Below are 14983 nucleotides of genomic sequence, written 5' to 3' on the forward strand. Positions count from 1 at the left end.
CCCTGGCCTCCACCGGGTTACCACTGGCATGCTGACGAAATGAGTGAATCGGGGATCACTGTCGAGTTCGCGCCCGGCCTGCACGTTTTCGTCGGTGCGGGGCTGCGCGGCGGTGCCGCCCCGGTCCGCGTCGACGGCACCTCCACACTCGGTCATGTGGTGGAGTCGCTGGGTGTTCCGCTCACGGAGGTAGGCGCACTGCTGGTCGACGGCCGACCGGTCACGCCCGCGCACATCCCCGGCGCGGGCGAATCGATCGAGGTCCGAGCGGTCGTCCGTCCGCAACCCAACCCCGAACCGCTCCGTTTCCTGCTCGACATCCACCTGGGCACCCTTGCCCGCCGCCTGCGCCTGCTCGGCCTGGACGCCGCCTACGAGAACCCCGATATCGGCGACGCCGCCCTCGCCACCCGCTCCGCCACCGAACACCGCATTCTGCTCTCCCGCGACCGCGGCCTGCTGCGCCGCCGCGAGCTCTTCGCCGGCGCCTACATCTACAGCCATCGCCCACCCGAACAGCTCGACGACGTCCTCACCCGCTTCGACCCACCCCTGTCCCCCTGGACCCGCTGCACCACCTGCAACGGCCTCCTCCACCCCACCACCCCGCCGCCTAACACCCACTGCCCTACCTGCGACCAAACCTACTGGCAGGGCGCCCACCACCCCCGCCTCGCCGCCATAGTCACCCACGCCCTGACCAAGGTCACGCGCGCAACAGAGTGACGATCCGGCCCGCGGGCGTCTGAGCCTTGTCGAAGCTGGTCCGCTCGGCGATCGGTGCGGCGGTGGGGCGCCGGTCGAAAATGATCAAGGTGCCGGTCTCGAGCGTCAGCCGGTCCAGGTAGCTGTCGAGCTGTGCGAGCCCGTCGTCGAGCGGATCGCTCTGATGCCCCGCCCACACTTTCAACTCCATGGCCTCACGCTGTTCGGCCCGTTGCCCGTCGGCATCCGTATATGGCAGCCGCACAAGTAGATCGATTCGGCCACGGCCCACACCAACCTCGCGTTCGATATAGCCCGCGCCGTTCACGATTCGGTGCAGGTAGGCCATCAGGACGAGCTGGGCGGCGGCCTCGCGGTAGTTGTCGCGTGCGGCGAGTACGTCACCGTGCTGGATCCAGAATGCGGAGAACTCTTGCAGCAGGCGCGGAAAGTCGATGCAGCCGTCGGCGAACCGAAAACTCGACGGTGCAGCGACCACCGCTTCCTCGGCATTGGCGCCGAGGACACGCACGATGACCTCCTGATAGATCGGATTGGCGATGCGAAGCGGCTTGCTCTGGGCGATCAACCCCAGATCGCGGGTATAGCTCACGTCGTCGTCGAAGTCGTCGCTGGGCGGTAGGACATCCCCGACGATGATCGGCTCGATCACCCGTTGCACGCGCGGATTCTTCAACTTGTCGATCAGGGAATCCAGGTGAGTTGCGCGCGCGAGGATCAACCGTTCCTTCGCTTCTTCCACATGGTCGATTGTGATTGTTTCCCGAACCCGCATTCTGTTGGTGATTTCCCAGCCCAGCGCGTTGACCAGCCATGGCTGTCCCTGCGTGTACCAGAAAGCCAGATCGATGGCCTTGTCATCGAATTCCTGACCGGTCTCGGTGGTGTGCTGTCGATACAGCCGCGTCATCTCGGCCTTGGTGAAATCACCGATGCGAATCGAGGCGATCGCGATGTTGAACGGACTAGGGCCACCGAGTCGGGCAGGATCGCCACCGGACGCCGCCTTGTAGTCACGAACATCTCGCATCCCACACAGCACCACCGAATGCGGGAAGTGGTTGCGTTGGTGAGTGAACCCCAAGCGCAACTGTCGCAACACGTTGATCAAACCCATTCCGGTCAGCGTGTCGATCTCATCGATCAACAAGATCAGCGGTCGTGGGCACTTCGCGACCCATGCGGTCAGACCCGCTGTCAGTCGCGTACCGGGCGCCGCGTCCGGCCATACATCCGGCGGCAGCAGCTCCGGTGCCCAATCCCGAATCCCGGCGGCCTGGCGGATGATGCTCAGGAGCGCTATCTCCAGTTCGCCGAAGTCGTCGCCGTGTAAGGATATCGATTCGCAGGACACCGCGAGTGCGACGAAGTGACCGCCCGCCGTGAGTTCCCGTGCCATGCTCAGCAATGCCGTGGTCTTGCCGGTCTGTCGCGGCGCGTGGATGACGAAGTAGAACCCGAACTCGAAGAACATCTCAGCGTCGGGCAAGCGTTCTTCGCTCGGAAGCATGTAGTGCAGGTCCGGATCACACGGACCAACCGTGTTGAAGTACCTCACGGCGCAGACCATACCTGAGCAGTGGTAAGACACGCCCGGCGCGATTTTTCGAGGGGAAGTCGGGTGTTCCCGGGCCAGTCGCAGGGCAGTGATGTTTAATGTGCATCACTTTTGGCGGACTCGTGAGGGGAGCAGGGTGTGGGTGCGGGGCGGAAGTGGGTGCGGGCGGTGCCGGAGTTCGAGCCGCCGTTGCTCGGGTGCGGGTGTGGTGCGGTGGGTCCGGAGCGCGGGGAGGTGTGGGTGGATCCGCCGGTTGTCCGGGGTGCGGCGTGTTCGGTTGAGCGAGAGGTGATTTCGCCGCGGCTGCGGCGGCTGCGGGCGCGGGAGGCGGCGCCGGTGGTGGGGGAGGCACGGTCGGATGCGATGCGGTTCGCGGATCGGGCGCTGCGGGTGGCGCTGGAGGTGCTCGATCAGCGCAGGCCGGTGACGCAACTGCGGGGGATGGTGAGTCAGCAAGTGCTGGAGGCGATTCGGACCATGGTGGTCTGTGATTCGGCGCCCGGGCGCGGGTTGGGGGCAGCCACCTTGGACAAGGTGGACGTGTTCATGATCGATGTGGAGAACGCGGAGATCTGCGCGCGCTACGAGCGCGGACGGCGGCAGCGCAGGTTGGCGATCGCCGCGCGGGCGCGGTTCACGCGCGGTGTCGGCTGGCAATTGACCGTCTTCCGGCTCATGGGCCTGTAGTGCGGCGGCACAACGCGATTCACTGCCGGGCCGGGTGCGCCCGACTACCCTTGATCCGGTGCGCCGGTTGATTCTGCTGCTGGCACTGCCGCTCGTGGCGTGTGGTGCCGAGAATCCGGAGCCGACATCGGCTCCCGCCCCCAGCGCGTTCGCGCGCACCCGCGAGGATTGCACCGAACTGGCGGTCACCGCGCTCGAGCTACAGCCCGGTGTCGCCACCGTCTTCGGAACGCATGCGGAACTGCTGCCGAAAGGGCAGTTCGTGCGGATCAGGATCGCGCTCACCAATACCGGCCACCAGGTGCACGACACCCGCGCCGAGGACTATCGACTGATCGACACCGCCGCCGGCGCGCACCGGTCGAGTATCGATGCGATGCGCGTGAAACGCCAGCTGACGGCGTTGCAACTCGGCGCGGGCAACCGGCTCGAACTCGACCTCTGGTACGACATCCCGTCCGCAGCGACCCCGGCGGAGCTGCGAGATACCGTGTGCGCCACCGTGATCCCGCTGCCCACCGGCTGAGGCAAGCACCGGACAGGGTGCCCGCACGGTCCGGCGCGGCGCGACGGCCGACTACTCGGCCGGTGTTTTGCTCGACTCCGTATGTCTGCTGCGGAAGGAGCGAATCCTATGGTCGGCCCCTTGTCGCTGGGTGCTGCTGTCTTCTGCTCGGTGCTGCTGTGTACTGCCCCGGCGAGCGCCGAACCCGGACGCGGCGGCCCCACGGCCGCCGAATACGCCGCGGCTCAGATCCCGAACTGCACCACCCCGGAGTGCGAGGCCGCTGTCCGCCGGGCGGGCATGACCCTGGCGCTGGTGCGCGCGGCGAACCGGCTGATCGCGCTGTCGATCGTTCCGCCGCACCAGTTCCCGGCCTTCGACAACGTGATCATGCGGGAGAGTTCGTGGAACCATTTGGCCCGTAACCCGCAGAGCGGCGCCTACGGCCTCGGCCAGGCGCTGCCGCCGGAGAAGATGTTCACCCACGGGGTGGACTGGATGATCAACCCGGTCACGCAGATTCGCTGGACCTACGACTACATGAACAAGCGCTACGGCGGTCCCGAGGGCGCGTGGGCGTTCTGGCAGGCCAACCACTGGTATTAGGGGCGGCGGATGTCCTCGATCGGCATCTGGTCGACGGGTGCGTAGGTGACGCTCTGCCCGGAGCTGGGCGCGTGCACGATCTGCCCGTCGCCGGCGTAGATGCCGGTGTGCGTGCCGCCGTTGTAGATCACGACATCGCCCGGCTGCGCCGCCTCCAGTGAGACGGCCGTGCCGATGTTCTCCTGCTCCTGGCTGGTGCGCGGCAGGCCGACGCCTTCCTGCTCGTAGGACCACTGCACCAGGCCCGAGCAGTCGAAGCCGCCGGGCTCGCTGCCGCCCCACACGTAGGGGGTGCCGATCTGGGATTCGGCGGCCTGCAGCGCGCGCAGTCCGGCGGGTGAGGCGGGCGGCGGAACGATCTGGCCGACCACGTCGCGGGCCTGGCCCTGGTAGGGCTGCGGCACCTGGTTGAGCAGGTCCTGGGTCTGCGGCGCGGCCAGCTGGTCCTTGACCGGCTGCGGTAGGTCGGGGATGTCGATCGGGCCGACGCCGGGGATGTGCAGGGTCTGGGCGAAGGCCGGGACGGCGGGCAGGGCGGCGGCGCCGAGGACGGCGCCCGCGATGACGGCGGCGCGCAGGAACACGCGAGGGTTGGACATGAGAATCAGCAATCTCCGTATGTGTCGTACACCCGGCGCGCATTCACCCCCGGCGCCATCAGGCGGGTGCCTTGCTCGATCGCAAGATTGCTTCAAGTTTACTACGATCCGATAACGGCATTCAAACCGGGCGTGTTTCAGATTGGGAAAATGCCAGGTCGGAGCCGTAAATAACAAAGATGTCATTCAAGGGAATAGTGGATACTGATCGATTGCTGTGGGGGCGAATTTGCGTCGGGGGCGGACAGTTGTCGGTCCCGGCTCGTAGCCTCGGGTTATGTGCCGAAATATCACCGCGCTGCGCGGCCTCGAGCCCGCGGCAACGCCCGAGGAAATTCAGGCCGCGGCCCTGCAATATGTGCGCAAGGTCGGTGGCCTCTCCAGCATTTCCGCAGCAACTAAGCCCGCGGTAGAGGAGGCGGTCGCCGATATCGCCGCGGCAACGGTCCGGCTACTGGAGCAGCTGCCCGACCGCAAGGTCCCGCCGAAGGCGGTGCCGCCGCTGCGCCGGCCGGAGGTGCAGGCGCGGCTGCACGCACACGGCTGAGGTGTGTCAGGCCATCTCTTCGAGATCGGCCAGCTGGGTATGGACATAGGCCGCTATTCGATGCCGGGCGGCCGCCGGGAGGCGGGCGATGTCCGCGGCCGTCAACACCGGCTCGCTGGGTACCTGCACCTGGTACTCGTCGGGGTCGGGCGTGTCTGTGACCACCGATAGGTGATCGGGCCGGGGTGGCGACACCGGGCGTTCTGGCTCGTCCGGGTCGGCTCCGGCTAATGCCGTGCGCACCATGTGAAACAGAGTATTGCTAATCCGTTGGTATTGCGGCGAGTTCGCCAACGATGCAGGAAAGTGGGGTTGCCAGCAAACCCGAGGTTTGCAAAAAGAGATTTCGCTACGGGGTGATTCGGGTGGGCCCGAACCAGGTGCGATAGAACGCGACCGCCAGCACGGCGAACAGTCCGAGGATCGCGCACCCGGACGGCAGCGGATGCGCTGCCATGGTCAACGGCAGATAGCGGACGCTGAGCAGCACCGCCGCGAAGGTCGCGACACCCAGCGCCACCACGCGCACCCGCGCCCGATCCCAGCCACGCTCCGGATCGCGCAGCACGGACTCGATGGTCAAGCACAGTGCCGCACCCACCACCAGGTCCACGCCGTAGTGCGCGCCCAGCCCCAGCGTCGCGGTCAACGTGCACACCAGCCAGAACACCCCGCCCCAGCGCAGCCACGCCGGACCGCGCCGGGAATGGATGAACAGCGCGAGCGCCCAGGCCGTATGCAGCGACGGCATACAGTTGCGCGGCGTGATCCCGTCGAACGGCATGGCCCCGAGCGCCGCGGGCACGGGGGGAACCAGCGTCGGCCAGACATCCGCCAACTCCATGCCCTTGCCCCACGGGCCGTACGCCAGAATCGGGCCGACCACCGGGAACAGGACATAGAACAGCGGTCCGATCAGCCCGATCGTCAAGAAGGTCCGCACCAGGTGATGCCGCGGCCAGCGTCCCGCCGTCACCCCGCGCAACTGCCAGACCGCGACCACGATCGCGGCGACCGGCAGTTCGAAATACACCCAGCGGACCAGGCTCTCGAACCACGGCGCGGCCTCCAGCATCTGGCCGGCCAGCCACGACGGATTGCCCAGCGCCCGGTCGGCCACCTGCACATAGGGATCGAGCACCATCGGCCGCGACCACGCGGTGATGTCGAGCCAGATCTCGCCGACCTTCGTCGCCAGGATCAGCAGCGCGCCGAGCGCGATGGTGCGCAGGGCGGTCTCGCGCTGATCGCCGCGCCAGCGCACGGCCGCCAGGATGGCCAGCACGGTCAGCACGATCGTCGGCCCGTTCCCGACGGTGAACTTCGCACCCTCGAACGCCCGGATCGCGACGAACACCAGATCGAGCGTGACCGCGGACGCGAGCGCCGTCACCCGGACCCGATTGGTGACGCCGACCAGTGCCAGCAGGAACCCGGCCCACGAGGTGCTCGCGGACTTGGGGATTCCGGCATAGTCGCGCCCCAGACTCGTCAGTGGTCCGAGCGCGCCGATGTGAACGGCCATCGCCTGACCGGCCACCAGCACCAGCACCGCGGCCGCGATACCGCCCCAGATGGTGATCGGCCGGAAGTGCCCAGCTCGCCGCGCCACCCCGGTCGAGGAGGTCGAACGTTCGTGCGGGTCGAGAATGAGCATTCGGACATCGTAAACACGATGTGAACATTCTCGAACTCGGTGGTTGACAATAAATGTCTGGTCGGCCGCCGCTGTGGCGGATCGCCCCGGAACCCGGCCGCGCCGCGAAAGCATCCGGCGATACCCGCGATCGGTGTGTGGCCGAGGTCTCCGGCTGTGGCCTTCGATCGAGCCGGTGTGACAGGATGACTTGGTTCATCGGCTGCCGCGGGAGGCTTCGGTTTTGGTTGCGTGGTTGGGACCCAATGGGTTTCACTGGGTCCGGCGCGCGGCCTCGGCGCTGGTGCTCGCGGTGGGCGTGCTCGGTATACCGGTGCCCGCCGCGGCGCGGGAGCCCGACCCCTACCTGGATCCGCTGGCCGCCGCCGCGTACACGCCGGTGCTGGAATGGTCGGACTGTTCGGACGGCTTCGAATGCGCTTCCGCGGCAGTTCCGTTGGACTACAACCGGCCCAATGACGCGAGCATCGACCTCGCCGTGCTCAAGCTGCCCGCCACCGATCCGGCGCGCCGGATCGGCACACTGTTCGTCAACTTCGGCGGGCCCGGGCCTTCCGGCGTTGACCGGCTGCGTGAGCGGGCGCGCTGGCCGTGGCTGTTCTCCGAGGAACTACGCGCGCGCTTCGATCTGGTGTCCTGGGATCCGCGATCGGTGGCGCGCAGTGCGGCGGTGCGCTGCTTCGCCTCCACCGACGAGCAGCTGGCCTTCCTCGGGTCGGTACCCGAAATGCCTACGGCCCCGGGCGAAGAGGCCGCCTACTATGCCTGGGCGGCGGAGTTCGGCGCGCGTTGCCGAGCGCAGGCGGGGCCGATCCTGGATCACGCCTCGACCGCCAATACCGCACGCGACCTGGAACTCCTGCGCCGTGCGGTGGGCGAGGGGAAACTGACGTACCACGGGATCTCCTACGGCACACAGGTCGGAGCGGTGTACGCGAACATGTTCCCGAGCCGGGTGCGGGCCATGGCATTCGACGGGTCGCTGGATTTCCAGGGCAATGTCAACGGGCACGAAGGTCAGGGCACGGTGGTGCCGCTGGATGTCAGACAGGATGTCGCCCAGGGCATTTCGGAGACCTTCGAGGAATTCCTGCGGCAGTGTGCGGCGGCCGGGCCGCGCTGTGCGTTCTCGGGTGGTGAACCGCGACTCAAATGGATCGCGCTGGCCGAGCGGGCGCGGCTGACGCCGATCCGGCTGGACGGGCAGGCGTGGACCTACGCGTCCGTCCTCGGCGCGGCGACGGATCTCGCGCAACCGTCGACCTATCCCGACCTCGCGACCCTGTTGCAGCGGCTGTTCGACGCGGGCACCACGCTGCCCGGTCTGCTCCCGATCGCCAAGGGCGCGGCCTACGCCGGCAATCGCACCGAAGCGTTCCACGCTATCCAGTGCGCCGACAGCACGGTGCCCACCGATCCCGAGATATACACTCGCGCAGCGATTTCCGAAGACCTGCGGACACCGTACTTCGGCCGCGTCGCCGTATTCGCCAGCGCCGCCTGTGCTTTCTGGCAGGGGCACGACGCCGACCGCTACACCGGCCCCTGGAACCGCCGCACGGCCGCACCGATCCTGGTGCTCAACAGCCGCTTCGACCCCGCCACCCCGTTGGCCGGCGCCCGCGCCGGCGCCGACCAACTCGCCACCGCGCAACTGGTGGAAGTCGACGGCACCGGCCACAGCACCATGTACGTGCCGAGCACCTGCGCCGAACGCGTCAAATACGACTACTTCGTCACCACCGCACTCCCACCCCCCGACACCCACTGCACCGCCGACCGCTCCCCGTTCGACTGAGCGGGCCCGGCCGCACGGTGCCGCCCTGCACCGCTGTGCGCCCATGCTGGCGGTCAAGGGGCACGGCGGGTGCTGGGCGCTCCAGTGGGCGCGAAACCCGTTGCGACGCTGCTCAGTAACTTCGATTTGCTTGCCCCTTGCGCGCCGACATGCACGAAGCTCCACCGGCGGCCGAACTGGGCCGGGCGGCAGGCGGGTGTCGACGCCCTGGCACCGCGAGCATGTCCGGGACCACCAGTCGGTCGGTGCCTTATGTGGGATGTCGCCTGGTGTCAGGATCACCAGTCGGTCGGTGCCCTATGCGGGACGTCGCCTGGTGTCACGTTGGATCGAGTGGTGGGCGCGTGGTGCCGACAGGTGGTTCGGCAGACTGGTGGGCGATGAAACTGCCTGAGTTACCCGATTTGCCGGTTCGGCCGCAGCTGTCCGAGATCACCGCGATGGTGGCGGCGGCGGGTGCGGCGGTGTTGGTGGCGCCGCCGGGGACCGGGAAGACGACGTTGGTTCCGCTGGCACTGGCGGCCGGGACGGGTGGACGGGTGCTGGTGGCGGAGCCGCGCCGATTGGCCGCGCGGGCGGCCGCGGCGCGGATGGCGGCACTGCTGGGGGAGCGGGTCGGCGCGACGGTGGGGTATTCGGTGCGAGGGGATCGGCAGGTGGGGCCGGGGACCCGGATCGAGGTGGTGACTTCCGGGCTGCTGGTGCGGCGATTGCAGGCCGACCCGGAATTGGCCGGTGTGGACGCGGTGGTGCTCGACGAGTGCCACGAACGTCATCTCGACGCCGACCTGCTGCTGGCGCTGCTGCTCGACGCGCGTGCGGGGCTGCGCCCGGATCTGCGCGTGCTTGCCACGTCGGCGACCGTCGCCGCCGACCGATTGGCCGCACTGCTCGGTGATCCGGCACCGGTAATGGAGGTGCGCGGACGTGCCTATCCGGTCGAGTTCTCGTATGTGGCGTCGCTGCCGAGGGAGCGGATGGAGGCGCAGGTCGCGCGGGCCACCCGGACGGCGCTGGCCGAAACCGACGGTGACGTCCTGGTTTTCCTGCCCGGGGCGGGGGAGATCCGTCGCACCGCCGATCTGCTGAGTGGTCTGGGTGAGGTCGATGTGGTGCCGCTGCACGGCCGGTTGTCGGCGGCGCATCAGGACACCGCGCTGCGTCCGGGTCGCCGTCGCCGCGTGGTCCTGTCCACGGCGGTGGCCGAATCCAGTTTGACCGTGCCCGGCGTGCGCGCGGTGGTCGACTCGGGGGTGGCGCGGGTGCCGCGCATCGATCACCGGCGCGGTCTGTCCGGGCTGGCGACGGTGCGGGTCTCGCAGGCGGTGGCCGAACAGCGGGCGGGTCGCGCGGGTCGTGAAGGTCCCGGGCGGGCGTTTCGCTGCTGGCCCGAGCACGAGCACACCACCTTGCCCGCCTATCCGGAACCGGAGATCCGCACCGCCGATCTCACCCGCCTCGCTTTGGAGCTGGCCTGCTGGGGGACCGCCGACGGCCATGGCCTGGCCTGGTGGGACCCGCCGCCGGCCGGTGGCCTGAACGCCGGTCGCGAGGTGCTGCGCGCCCTGGGGGCGGTGAAACCCGATGGGAGCGTGACGGATCGCGGCCGCCGCATGTCCGCCCTCGGCCTGCATCCCCGTCTGGCCCGCGCCCTCGTGGACGGCGCCCCGGTCGTGGGCGCCCGCACCGCCGCCGAGGTCGTGACCCTCCTCGACGACGACACCCTCACCCCGGCCATCGATCTCCGCGAAGCCCTCCGCACCCTCCGCCGCGACCGCCCCACCCGCTGGCAACGCGAAGTCGACCGTCTTACCCGGCTGGCCGAGTCCACCCGCACCTCGGGCACACCACGCACCGACTCGCATCCGGGTGACCCCAAGCTCACGAACGTTTCCGGTGGCATGGACAATCCGAAGCCCACCAACGCACCTCGCGGTGTGGATGACCCGGCATTCGTTGTGGCACTTGCCTATCCGGAGCGGTTGGCGCGGCGGCGGGGTGCGGCGTCGGCGAGCTATCTGATGGCCGGTGGGACGGCGGCGGTGTTGCCGCCGGGCTCCGGGCTGGCGGACGCGGAGTGGTTGGCTGTCGCGGGGGCGGCTCGGGATCCCGGGCGGTCGGAGGGGCGAATTCGGCTGGCTGCCTCGGCCGATGTGGATCTGGCGCTCAGTGCCGCTCCGGATCTGCTCGAGACCGTGGACGAGGTGGCGTGGGTGGACGGGGATGTGGTGGCCCGCCGGATCACTCGTTTGGGCGCGATCATGTTGTCGGAGCGGCGTTTACGCGATCCGGATCCCGCGCTGGTGGCCGCGGCGGTCCGCGGCGGATTCGAGCCGTCGATGCTGCGCTGGGCGGCCGACTCGCTGGTGTTGCGCCAGCGTCTGGACTTCCTGCATCGCACCCTCGGCGCACCGTGGCCCGCCGTCGACGATGCCGCGCTGCTGGCCGACCTCGACAGCTGGCTCGGTCCGGAACTGGCCACCGTCCGCCGCCGCGCCGACTTGGAACGCGTCGATCCGGGCGCGGCCTTGCGCCGCCTGCTGCCGTGGCCGGAGGCTGCCCGCTTCGACGAGCTCGCACCCGAACGCTTGGCGGTGCCGTCCGGTAGCAGCGTCCGCGTCGATTACACCGCGGATCCTCCGATCCTCGCCGTGAAGGTGCAGGAGGTCTTCGGCTGGACCGAGACGCCCCGTCTGGCCGGTGCCCGGGTGCCGGTCGTCCTCCATCTCCTCTCGCCTGCGGGCCGCCCCGCCGCCGTGACCGCGGACCTCGCCTCGTTCTGGCGTTCCGGCTGGCCGCAGGTACGTTCGGACCTGCGCGGCCGCTACCCGAAGCACTCCTGGCCCGAGGACCCCACCACCGTCGCCGCCCATCGCGGTACCGCCCGCAACGCGCCCCGCGCCTGACGACACTTCGGCCTGGCCGGACTGCACAGTGGTGGCCGAGGTCCCAGTCAGTGGGTGTTTTTTGTGGAAACACGAGCGTTCCAGACTTGAATGAGTCATAATTACGAGCGTGTCCACGAATTCGGAGTTCGAGCGAATGTTGCGTGGGGCCGGGCTGCGGGTCACGGCTCCGCGGCTCGCCGTGCTCAATGTGGTGCACAGTCACCCGCATGCTGATACCGATTCGGTTCTGGGGCTGGTGCGCGAGTCTCTCGGGGCGGTGTCTCACCAGGCGGTTTATGACGTATTGCGCGCACTGACCGCTGCGAAACTGCTGCGGCGCATTCAGCCCATGGGTTCCGTGGCCCGCTACGAGACCCGGGTGGGGGACAACCACCACCATGTCGTGTGCCGGTCCTGCGGCGCCATCGCCGACGTCGACTGCGCGGTCGGCGACGCGCCGTGCCTGACCGCCTCGAACCACAATGGCTTCGTCCTGGATGAGGCCGAGGTCATCTACTGGGGCGTGTGCCCCGACTGCGCCGCCGAGGGTGGCGTGGCCACCCCTGAGGCGCGCACCCTGGCGTAACCAACACAGCCCAACCCCACTCGAAAGGAAAGTTGCTGTGGCACAAGAACACCCGCCGATCGCCGAAGCCAACACCGAACCCGCGGAAGGTGGCTGCCCGGTCGGGCACGGTCGTCTCAAGTACCCGACCGAGGGCGGCAGCAACCGAGACTGGTGGCCCAACCAGCTCAACCTGAAGATCCTGCAGAAGAACCCCGCCGTCGCGAACCCGCTCGGCGCGGACTTCGACTATGCCGCCGCCTTCGCGACCCTGGACCTCGCCGCCGTCAAGCAGGACATCGTCGATGTCATGCGCACCTCGCAGGACTGGTGGCCCGCCGATTTCGGTCACTACGGCCCGTTCTTCATCCGTATGGCCTGGCACGCGGCCGGCACCTACCGGGTGAACGACGGCCGCGGTGGAGCCGGCGCGGGCATGCAGCGTTTCGCGCCGCTGAACAGCTGGCCCGACAATGCCAGCCTGGACAAGGCCCGCCGCCTGCTGTGGCCGGTGAAGAAGAAGTACGGCAAGTCGCTGTCCTGGGCCGACCTCATCGTCTACGCGGGCAATGTCGCGCTCGAGGACATGGGTTTCGAGACCTTCGGTTTCGGCGGCGGTCGCGTCGATCAGTGGGAACCCGAGGAGGACGTGTACTGGGGTCCGGAGAACGAGTGGCTCGGCGATACTCGATACACCGGCAAGCGTGATCTGGAGAAGCCGCTCGGCGCGGTCCAGATGGGCCTGATCTACGTCAATCCCGAAGGCCCCAACGGGAATCCGGATCCGCTGGCCGCGGCCGTCGATATCCGCGAGACCTTCGCCCGGATGGCGATGAACGACGAGGAGACCGCCGCGCTGATCGTCGGCGGCCACACCTTCGGCAAGACGCACGGCGCCGGCCCGGCCGATCATGTCGGCCCCGAGCCGGAAGCCGCTCCGCTGGAGGAGCAGGGGCTGGGCTGGAAGTCGAGCTACGGCACCGGCGTCGGCGCGGACGCCATCACCTCCGGTATCGAGGTCACCTGGACCTGGACGCCGACCAAGTGGGACAACAGCTTCCTGAACATTCTGTACAACTACGAGTGGGAGCTGACTCAGTCGCCGGCCGGCGCGCACCAGTGGACCCCGAAGGACGGCGCGGGCGCGGGCCTGGTGCCCGAGGCGTTCGGCGCCAAGACCCGGGCCCCGGGCATGCTGACGACGGACCTGGCGCTGCGTTTCGATCCGATCTACGAGCAGATCACCCGCCGCTGGCTGGAGCATCCGGAGGAACTGGCGGAGGCATTCGCCAAGGCCTGGTACAAGCTGACCCACCGCGATATGGGCCCGAAGGTCCGCTACCTCGGCCCGCTGGTGCCCGAGGAGACCCTGCTGTGGCAGGACCCGGTCCCGGCCCGCGACTACGACCTGATCGACGCCGCCGATATCGCCGAGTTGAAGCGGCGCGTGCTGGCCTCGGATCTGACTGTGGCGCAGCTGGTTTCGACCACCTGGTCGGCGGCTGCCTCGTTCCGCGGCAGCGACAAGCGCGGCGGCGCCAACGGTGGTCGCCTGCGCCTGCAGCCGCAGCGCGGCTGGGAGGTCAACGAGCCGGATCAGCTGGCCGTGGTCATCCCGGTGCTGGAGTCGATCCAGGAGGCGTTCAACGCCGAGCAGACCGGCGCCAAGCGGGTCTCGTTCGCCGATCTGGTGGTGCTGGCCGGCAACGCGGCGGTGGAGCAGGCCGCGGCGGACGCGGGCTACCCCGTCGAGGTGCCGTTCACCCCGGGCCGCACCGACGCCACCCAGGAGCAGACCGATGTGGAGTCCTTCTCGGCGATGGAGCCCAGCGCCGACGGTTTCCGCAACTACCTCGGCAAGGGTAACCGCCTCTCCGCCGAGTACCTGCTGCTGGACAAGGCCAACCTGCTGACCCTGTCCGCGCCGGAGATGACGGTGCTGGTCGGTGGCCTGCGGGCGATCGGCGCCAACCATCAGCAGTCCGCGCACGGCGTGTTCACCGATGCCCCGGGCACCTTTACGAACGACTTCTTCGTCAACCTGCTCGATATGGCCACTGAGTGGAAGCCGTCGGCCGCCGATGACGGCACCTACGTCGGCACCGATCGGATCTCGGGCAAAGAGCGCTGGACCGGTACCCGCGTGGATCTGGTCTTCGGCTCGAACTCGCAGTTGCGGGCGCTGGCCGAGGTGTACGCGGAGGACGACTCCAAGCGGAAGTTCGTCGACGACTTCGTCGCCGCGTGGGCCAAGGTGACGGATCTGGACCGCTTCGACGCCTGATCCGGCTCGAACGCCGCCGCCCCGCGAACCGGAGAGGTTCGTGGGGCGGCGGTGTGTCCCAAGGGTTTACCCGACCGCGCCGAGTCCCAGCGCGACCGCGACCGGGATCAGATACAGCATCGGGAACGCGACGGTCCGGTAGGAGCGGGCGCGCAGGACCGTGAGCACCGCGCCCGTGAAATACAGGATCAGGCCGATGGCCGCGGCCACCCCGATCGCGGGTACGAACAGTCCGGCGATCATTCCGATCGCGCCCGCGGCTTTCGCCAGTCCCAGTGGGGTCCACCAGGATTCCGGCACGCCGTACTCGACCAGCGGCTCGACGACGAACGCGGCCCGGCGCAGCAGCGAGATCGCCGAGGAGCCGACCCACGCGGCGGCGGCGATGGTGACGATGACGAATGCGGTGTTCATAGCTGTCTGGCCTTCTCTCGGACGTGCCCGTCGGCCGACGGGGTCAGCTCTATGACGACGTAGGCCCTCGAGATATGACATCGAGGTTCGACGGCCGGTCGATCGCGGTGCGCCGCACCGTTTGCTGCATACTTGCTCCTGTGACGGCT

General features: G+C 68.6%; 14 protein-coding genes. 9 read left to right on the plus strand and 5 right to left on the minus strand.

Going from position 1 to position 14983, the window contains the following annotated elements:
• Nucleotides 1-39 precede the first annotated feature (39 nt).
• Nucleotides 40-726, plus strand: coding sequence for a Mut7-C RNAse domain-containing protein (locus ACFVMC_RS27475; protein WP_379214936.1), 687 nt, complete (start codon nt 40-42; stop codon nt 724-726).
• Here ACFVMC_RS27475 and ACFVMC_RS27480 read toward each other — a convergent pair.
• Entirely contained in the window at nt 707-2284 is a 1578-nt protein-coding gene (locus tag ACFVMC_RS27480) for an ATP-binding protein (RefSeq protein WP_379214938.1), read from the minus strand. The two genes, ACFVMC_RS27475 and ACFVMC_RS27480, sit on opposite strands and share 20 nt — an antisense overlap.
• 138 nt (nt 2285-2422) lie before the next feature.
• Here ACFVMC_RS27480 and ACFVMC_RS27485 point away from each other — a divergent pair, with 138 nt between their 5' ends.
• The 3 genes from ACFVMC_RS27485 to ACFVMC_RS27495 all read left to right on the plus strand — a co-directional run bounded on the left by ACFVMC_RS27485 (nt 2423) and on the right by ACFVMC_RS27495 (nt 4082).
• Nucleotides 2423-2971, plus strand: coding sequence for an Rv3235 family protein (locus tag ACFVMC_RS27485; protein ID WP_379214940.1), 549 nt, complete (start codon nt 2423-2425; stop codon nt 2969-2971).
• Between the two features lie 58 nt (nt 2972-3029).
• Nucleotides 3030-3497 (plus strand): hypothetical protein, encoded by a 468-nt coding sequence (locus ACFVMC_RS27490; protein ID WP_379214942.1) that lies wholly within the window; start codon nt 3030-3032, stop codon nt 3495-3497.
• A 108-nt stretch (nt 3498-3605) separates the two neighbouring features.
• The gene (locus ACFVMC_RS27495) at nt 3606-4082 is read left to right on the plus strand and encodes a lytic transglycosylase domain-containing protein (protein ID WP_379214943.1); all 477 of its coding nucleotides are present in this window, start codon (nt 3606-3608) and stop codon (nt 4080-4082) included.
• On the opposite strand, the gene ACFVMC_RS27500 is transcribed toward ACFVMC_RS27495, so the two are convergent.
• A complete protein-coding gene (locus tag ACFVMC_RS27500; protein ID WP_379214945.1) occupies nt 4079-4681 on the minus strand; it encodes a C40 family peptidase in 603 nt (200 codons plus the stop codon). The two genes, ACFVMC_RS27495 and ACFVMC_RS27500, sit on opposite strands and share 4 nt — an antisense overlap.
• A 277-nt stretch (nt 4682-4958) precedes the next feature.
• Here ACFVMC_RS27500 and ACFVMC_RS27505 point away from each other — a divergent pair, with 277 nt between their 5' ends.
• Nucleotides 4959-5228, plus strand: coding sequence for a DUF2277 domain-containing protein (locus ACFVMC_RS27505; protein ID WP_379214946.1), 270 nt, complete (start codon nt 4959-4961; stop codon nt 5226-5228).
• Nucleotides 5229-5234: 6 nt separating this feature from the next.
• Here ACFVMC_RS27505 and ACFVMC_RS27510 read toward each other — a convergent pair whose 3' ends face one another.
• Nucleotides 5235-5474: a hypothetical protein gene (locus ACFVMC_RS27510; protein WP_379214948.1), complete on the minus strand. Its 240-nt coding sequence runs from the start codon at nt 5472-5474 to the stop codon at nt 5235-5237.
• A 103-nt stretch (nt 5475-5577) separates the two neighbouring features.
• Nucleotides 5578-6885 carry a phosphatase PAP2 family protein gene (locus ACFVMC_RS27515; RefSeq protein WP_379214949.1) on the minus strand — a complete coding sequence of 436 codons (1308 nt, stop codon included), beginning with the start codon at nt 6883-6885 and terminating at the stop codon, nt 5578-5580.
• Nucleotides 6886-7120: 235 nt separating this feature from the next.
• On the opposite strand from ACFVMC_RS27515, the gene ACFVMC_RS27520 reads away from it, so the two are divergent.
• The 4 genes from ACFVMC_RS27520 to katG all read left to right on the plus strand — a co-directional run bounded on the left by ACFVMC_RS27520 (nt 7121) and on the right by katG (nt 14420).
• A complete protein-coding gene (locus ACFVMC_RS27520; protein ID WP_379214951.1) occupies nt 7121-8683 on the plus strand; it encodes an alpha/beta hydrolase in 1563 nt (520 codons plus the stop codon).
• 380 nt (nt 8684-9063) lie between these two features.
• Nucleotides 9064-11589 (plus strand): ATP-dependent helicase HrpB, encoded by a 2526-nt coding sequence (hrpB, locus tag ACFVMC_RS27525; protein WP_379214953.1) that lies wholly within the window; start codon nt 9064-9066, stop codon nt 11587-11589.
• Nucleotides 11590-11698: 109 nt separating this feature from the next.
• A complete protein-coding gene (locus tag ACFVMC_RS27530; protein WP_379214955.1) occupies nt 11699-12157 on the plus strand; it encodes a Fur family transcriptional regulator in 459 nt (152 codons plus the stop codon).
• A gap of 37 nt (nt 12158-12194) precedes the next feature.
• Nucleotides 12195-14420, plus strand: a complete 2226-nt coding sequence (gene katG, locus ACFVMC_RS27535; protein ID WP_379214957.1) for a catalase/peroxidase HPI — start codon at nt 12195-12197, stop codon at nt 14418-14420.
• 66 nt (nt 14421-14486) lie between these two features.
• On the opposite strand, the gene ACFVMC_RS27540 is transcribed toward katG, so the two are convergent.
• Nucleotides 14487-14834: a DoxX family protein gene (locus ACFVMC_RS27540; RefSeq protein ID WP_379214959.1), complete on the minus strand. Its 348-nt coding sequence runs from the start codon at nt 14832-14834 to the stop codon at nt 14487-14489.
• Between the last annotated feature and the right edge of the window lie 149 nt (nt 14835-14983).

The sequence above is a fragment of the Nocardia sp. NPDC127579 genome (genome assembly GCF_042672005.1).
Classification (GTDB): domain Bacteria; phylum Actinomycetota; class Actinomycetes; order Mycobacteriales; family Mycobacteriaceae; genus Nocardia.

Bases quoted from the DNA above. Each gene is read 5' to 3' on its own strand.
- ACFVMC_RS27505 (WP_379214946.1), top strand. From the start codon at position 4,959: ATGTGCCGAAATATCACCGCGCTGCGCGGCCTCGAGCCCGCGGCAACG.
- ACFVMC_RS27515 (WP_379214949.1), bottom strand. From the start codon at position 6,885: ATGCTCATTCTCGACCCGCACGAACGTTCGACCTCCTCGACCGGGGTG.
- hrpB (WP_379214953.1), top strand. From the start codon at position 9,064: ATGAAACTGCCTGAGTTACCCGATTTGCCGGTTCGGCCGCAGCTGTCC.
- ACFVMC_RS27500 (WP_379214945.1), bottom strand. From the start codon at position 4,681: ATGTCCAACCCTCGCGTGTTCCTGCGCGCCGCCGTCATCGCGGGCGCC.
- ACFVMC_RS27510 (WP_379214948.1), bottom strand. From the start codon at position 5,474: ATGGTGCGCACGGCATTAGCCGGAGCCGACCCGGACGAGCCAGAACGC.
- ACFVMC_RS27475 (WP_379214936.1), top strand. From the start codon at position 40: ATGAGTGAATCGGGGATCACTGTCGAGTTCGCGCCCGGCCTGCACGTT.
- ACFVMC_RS27495 (WP_379214943.1), top strand. From the start codon at position 3,606: ATGGTCGGCCCCTTGTCGCTGGGTGCTGCTGTCTTCTGCTCGGTGCTG.
- ACFVMC_RS27540 (WP_379214959.1), bottom strand. From the start codon at position 14,834: ATGAACACCGCATTCGTCATCGTCACCATCGCCGCCGCCGCGTGGGTC.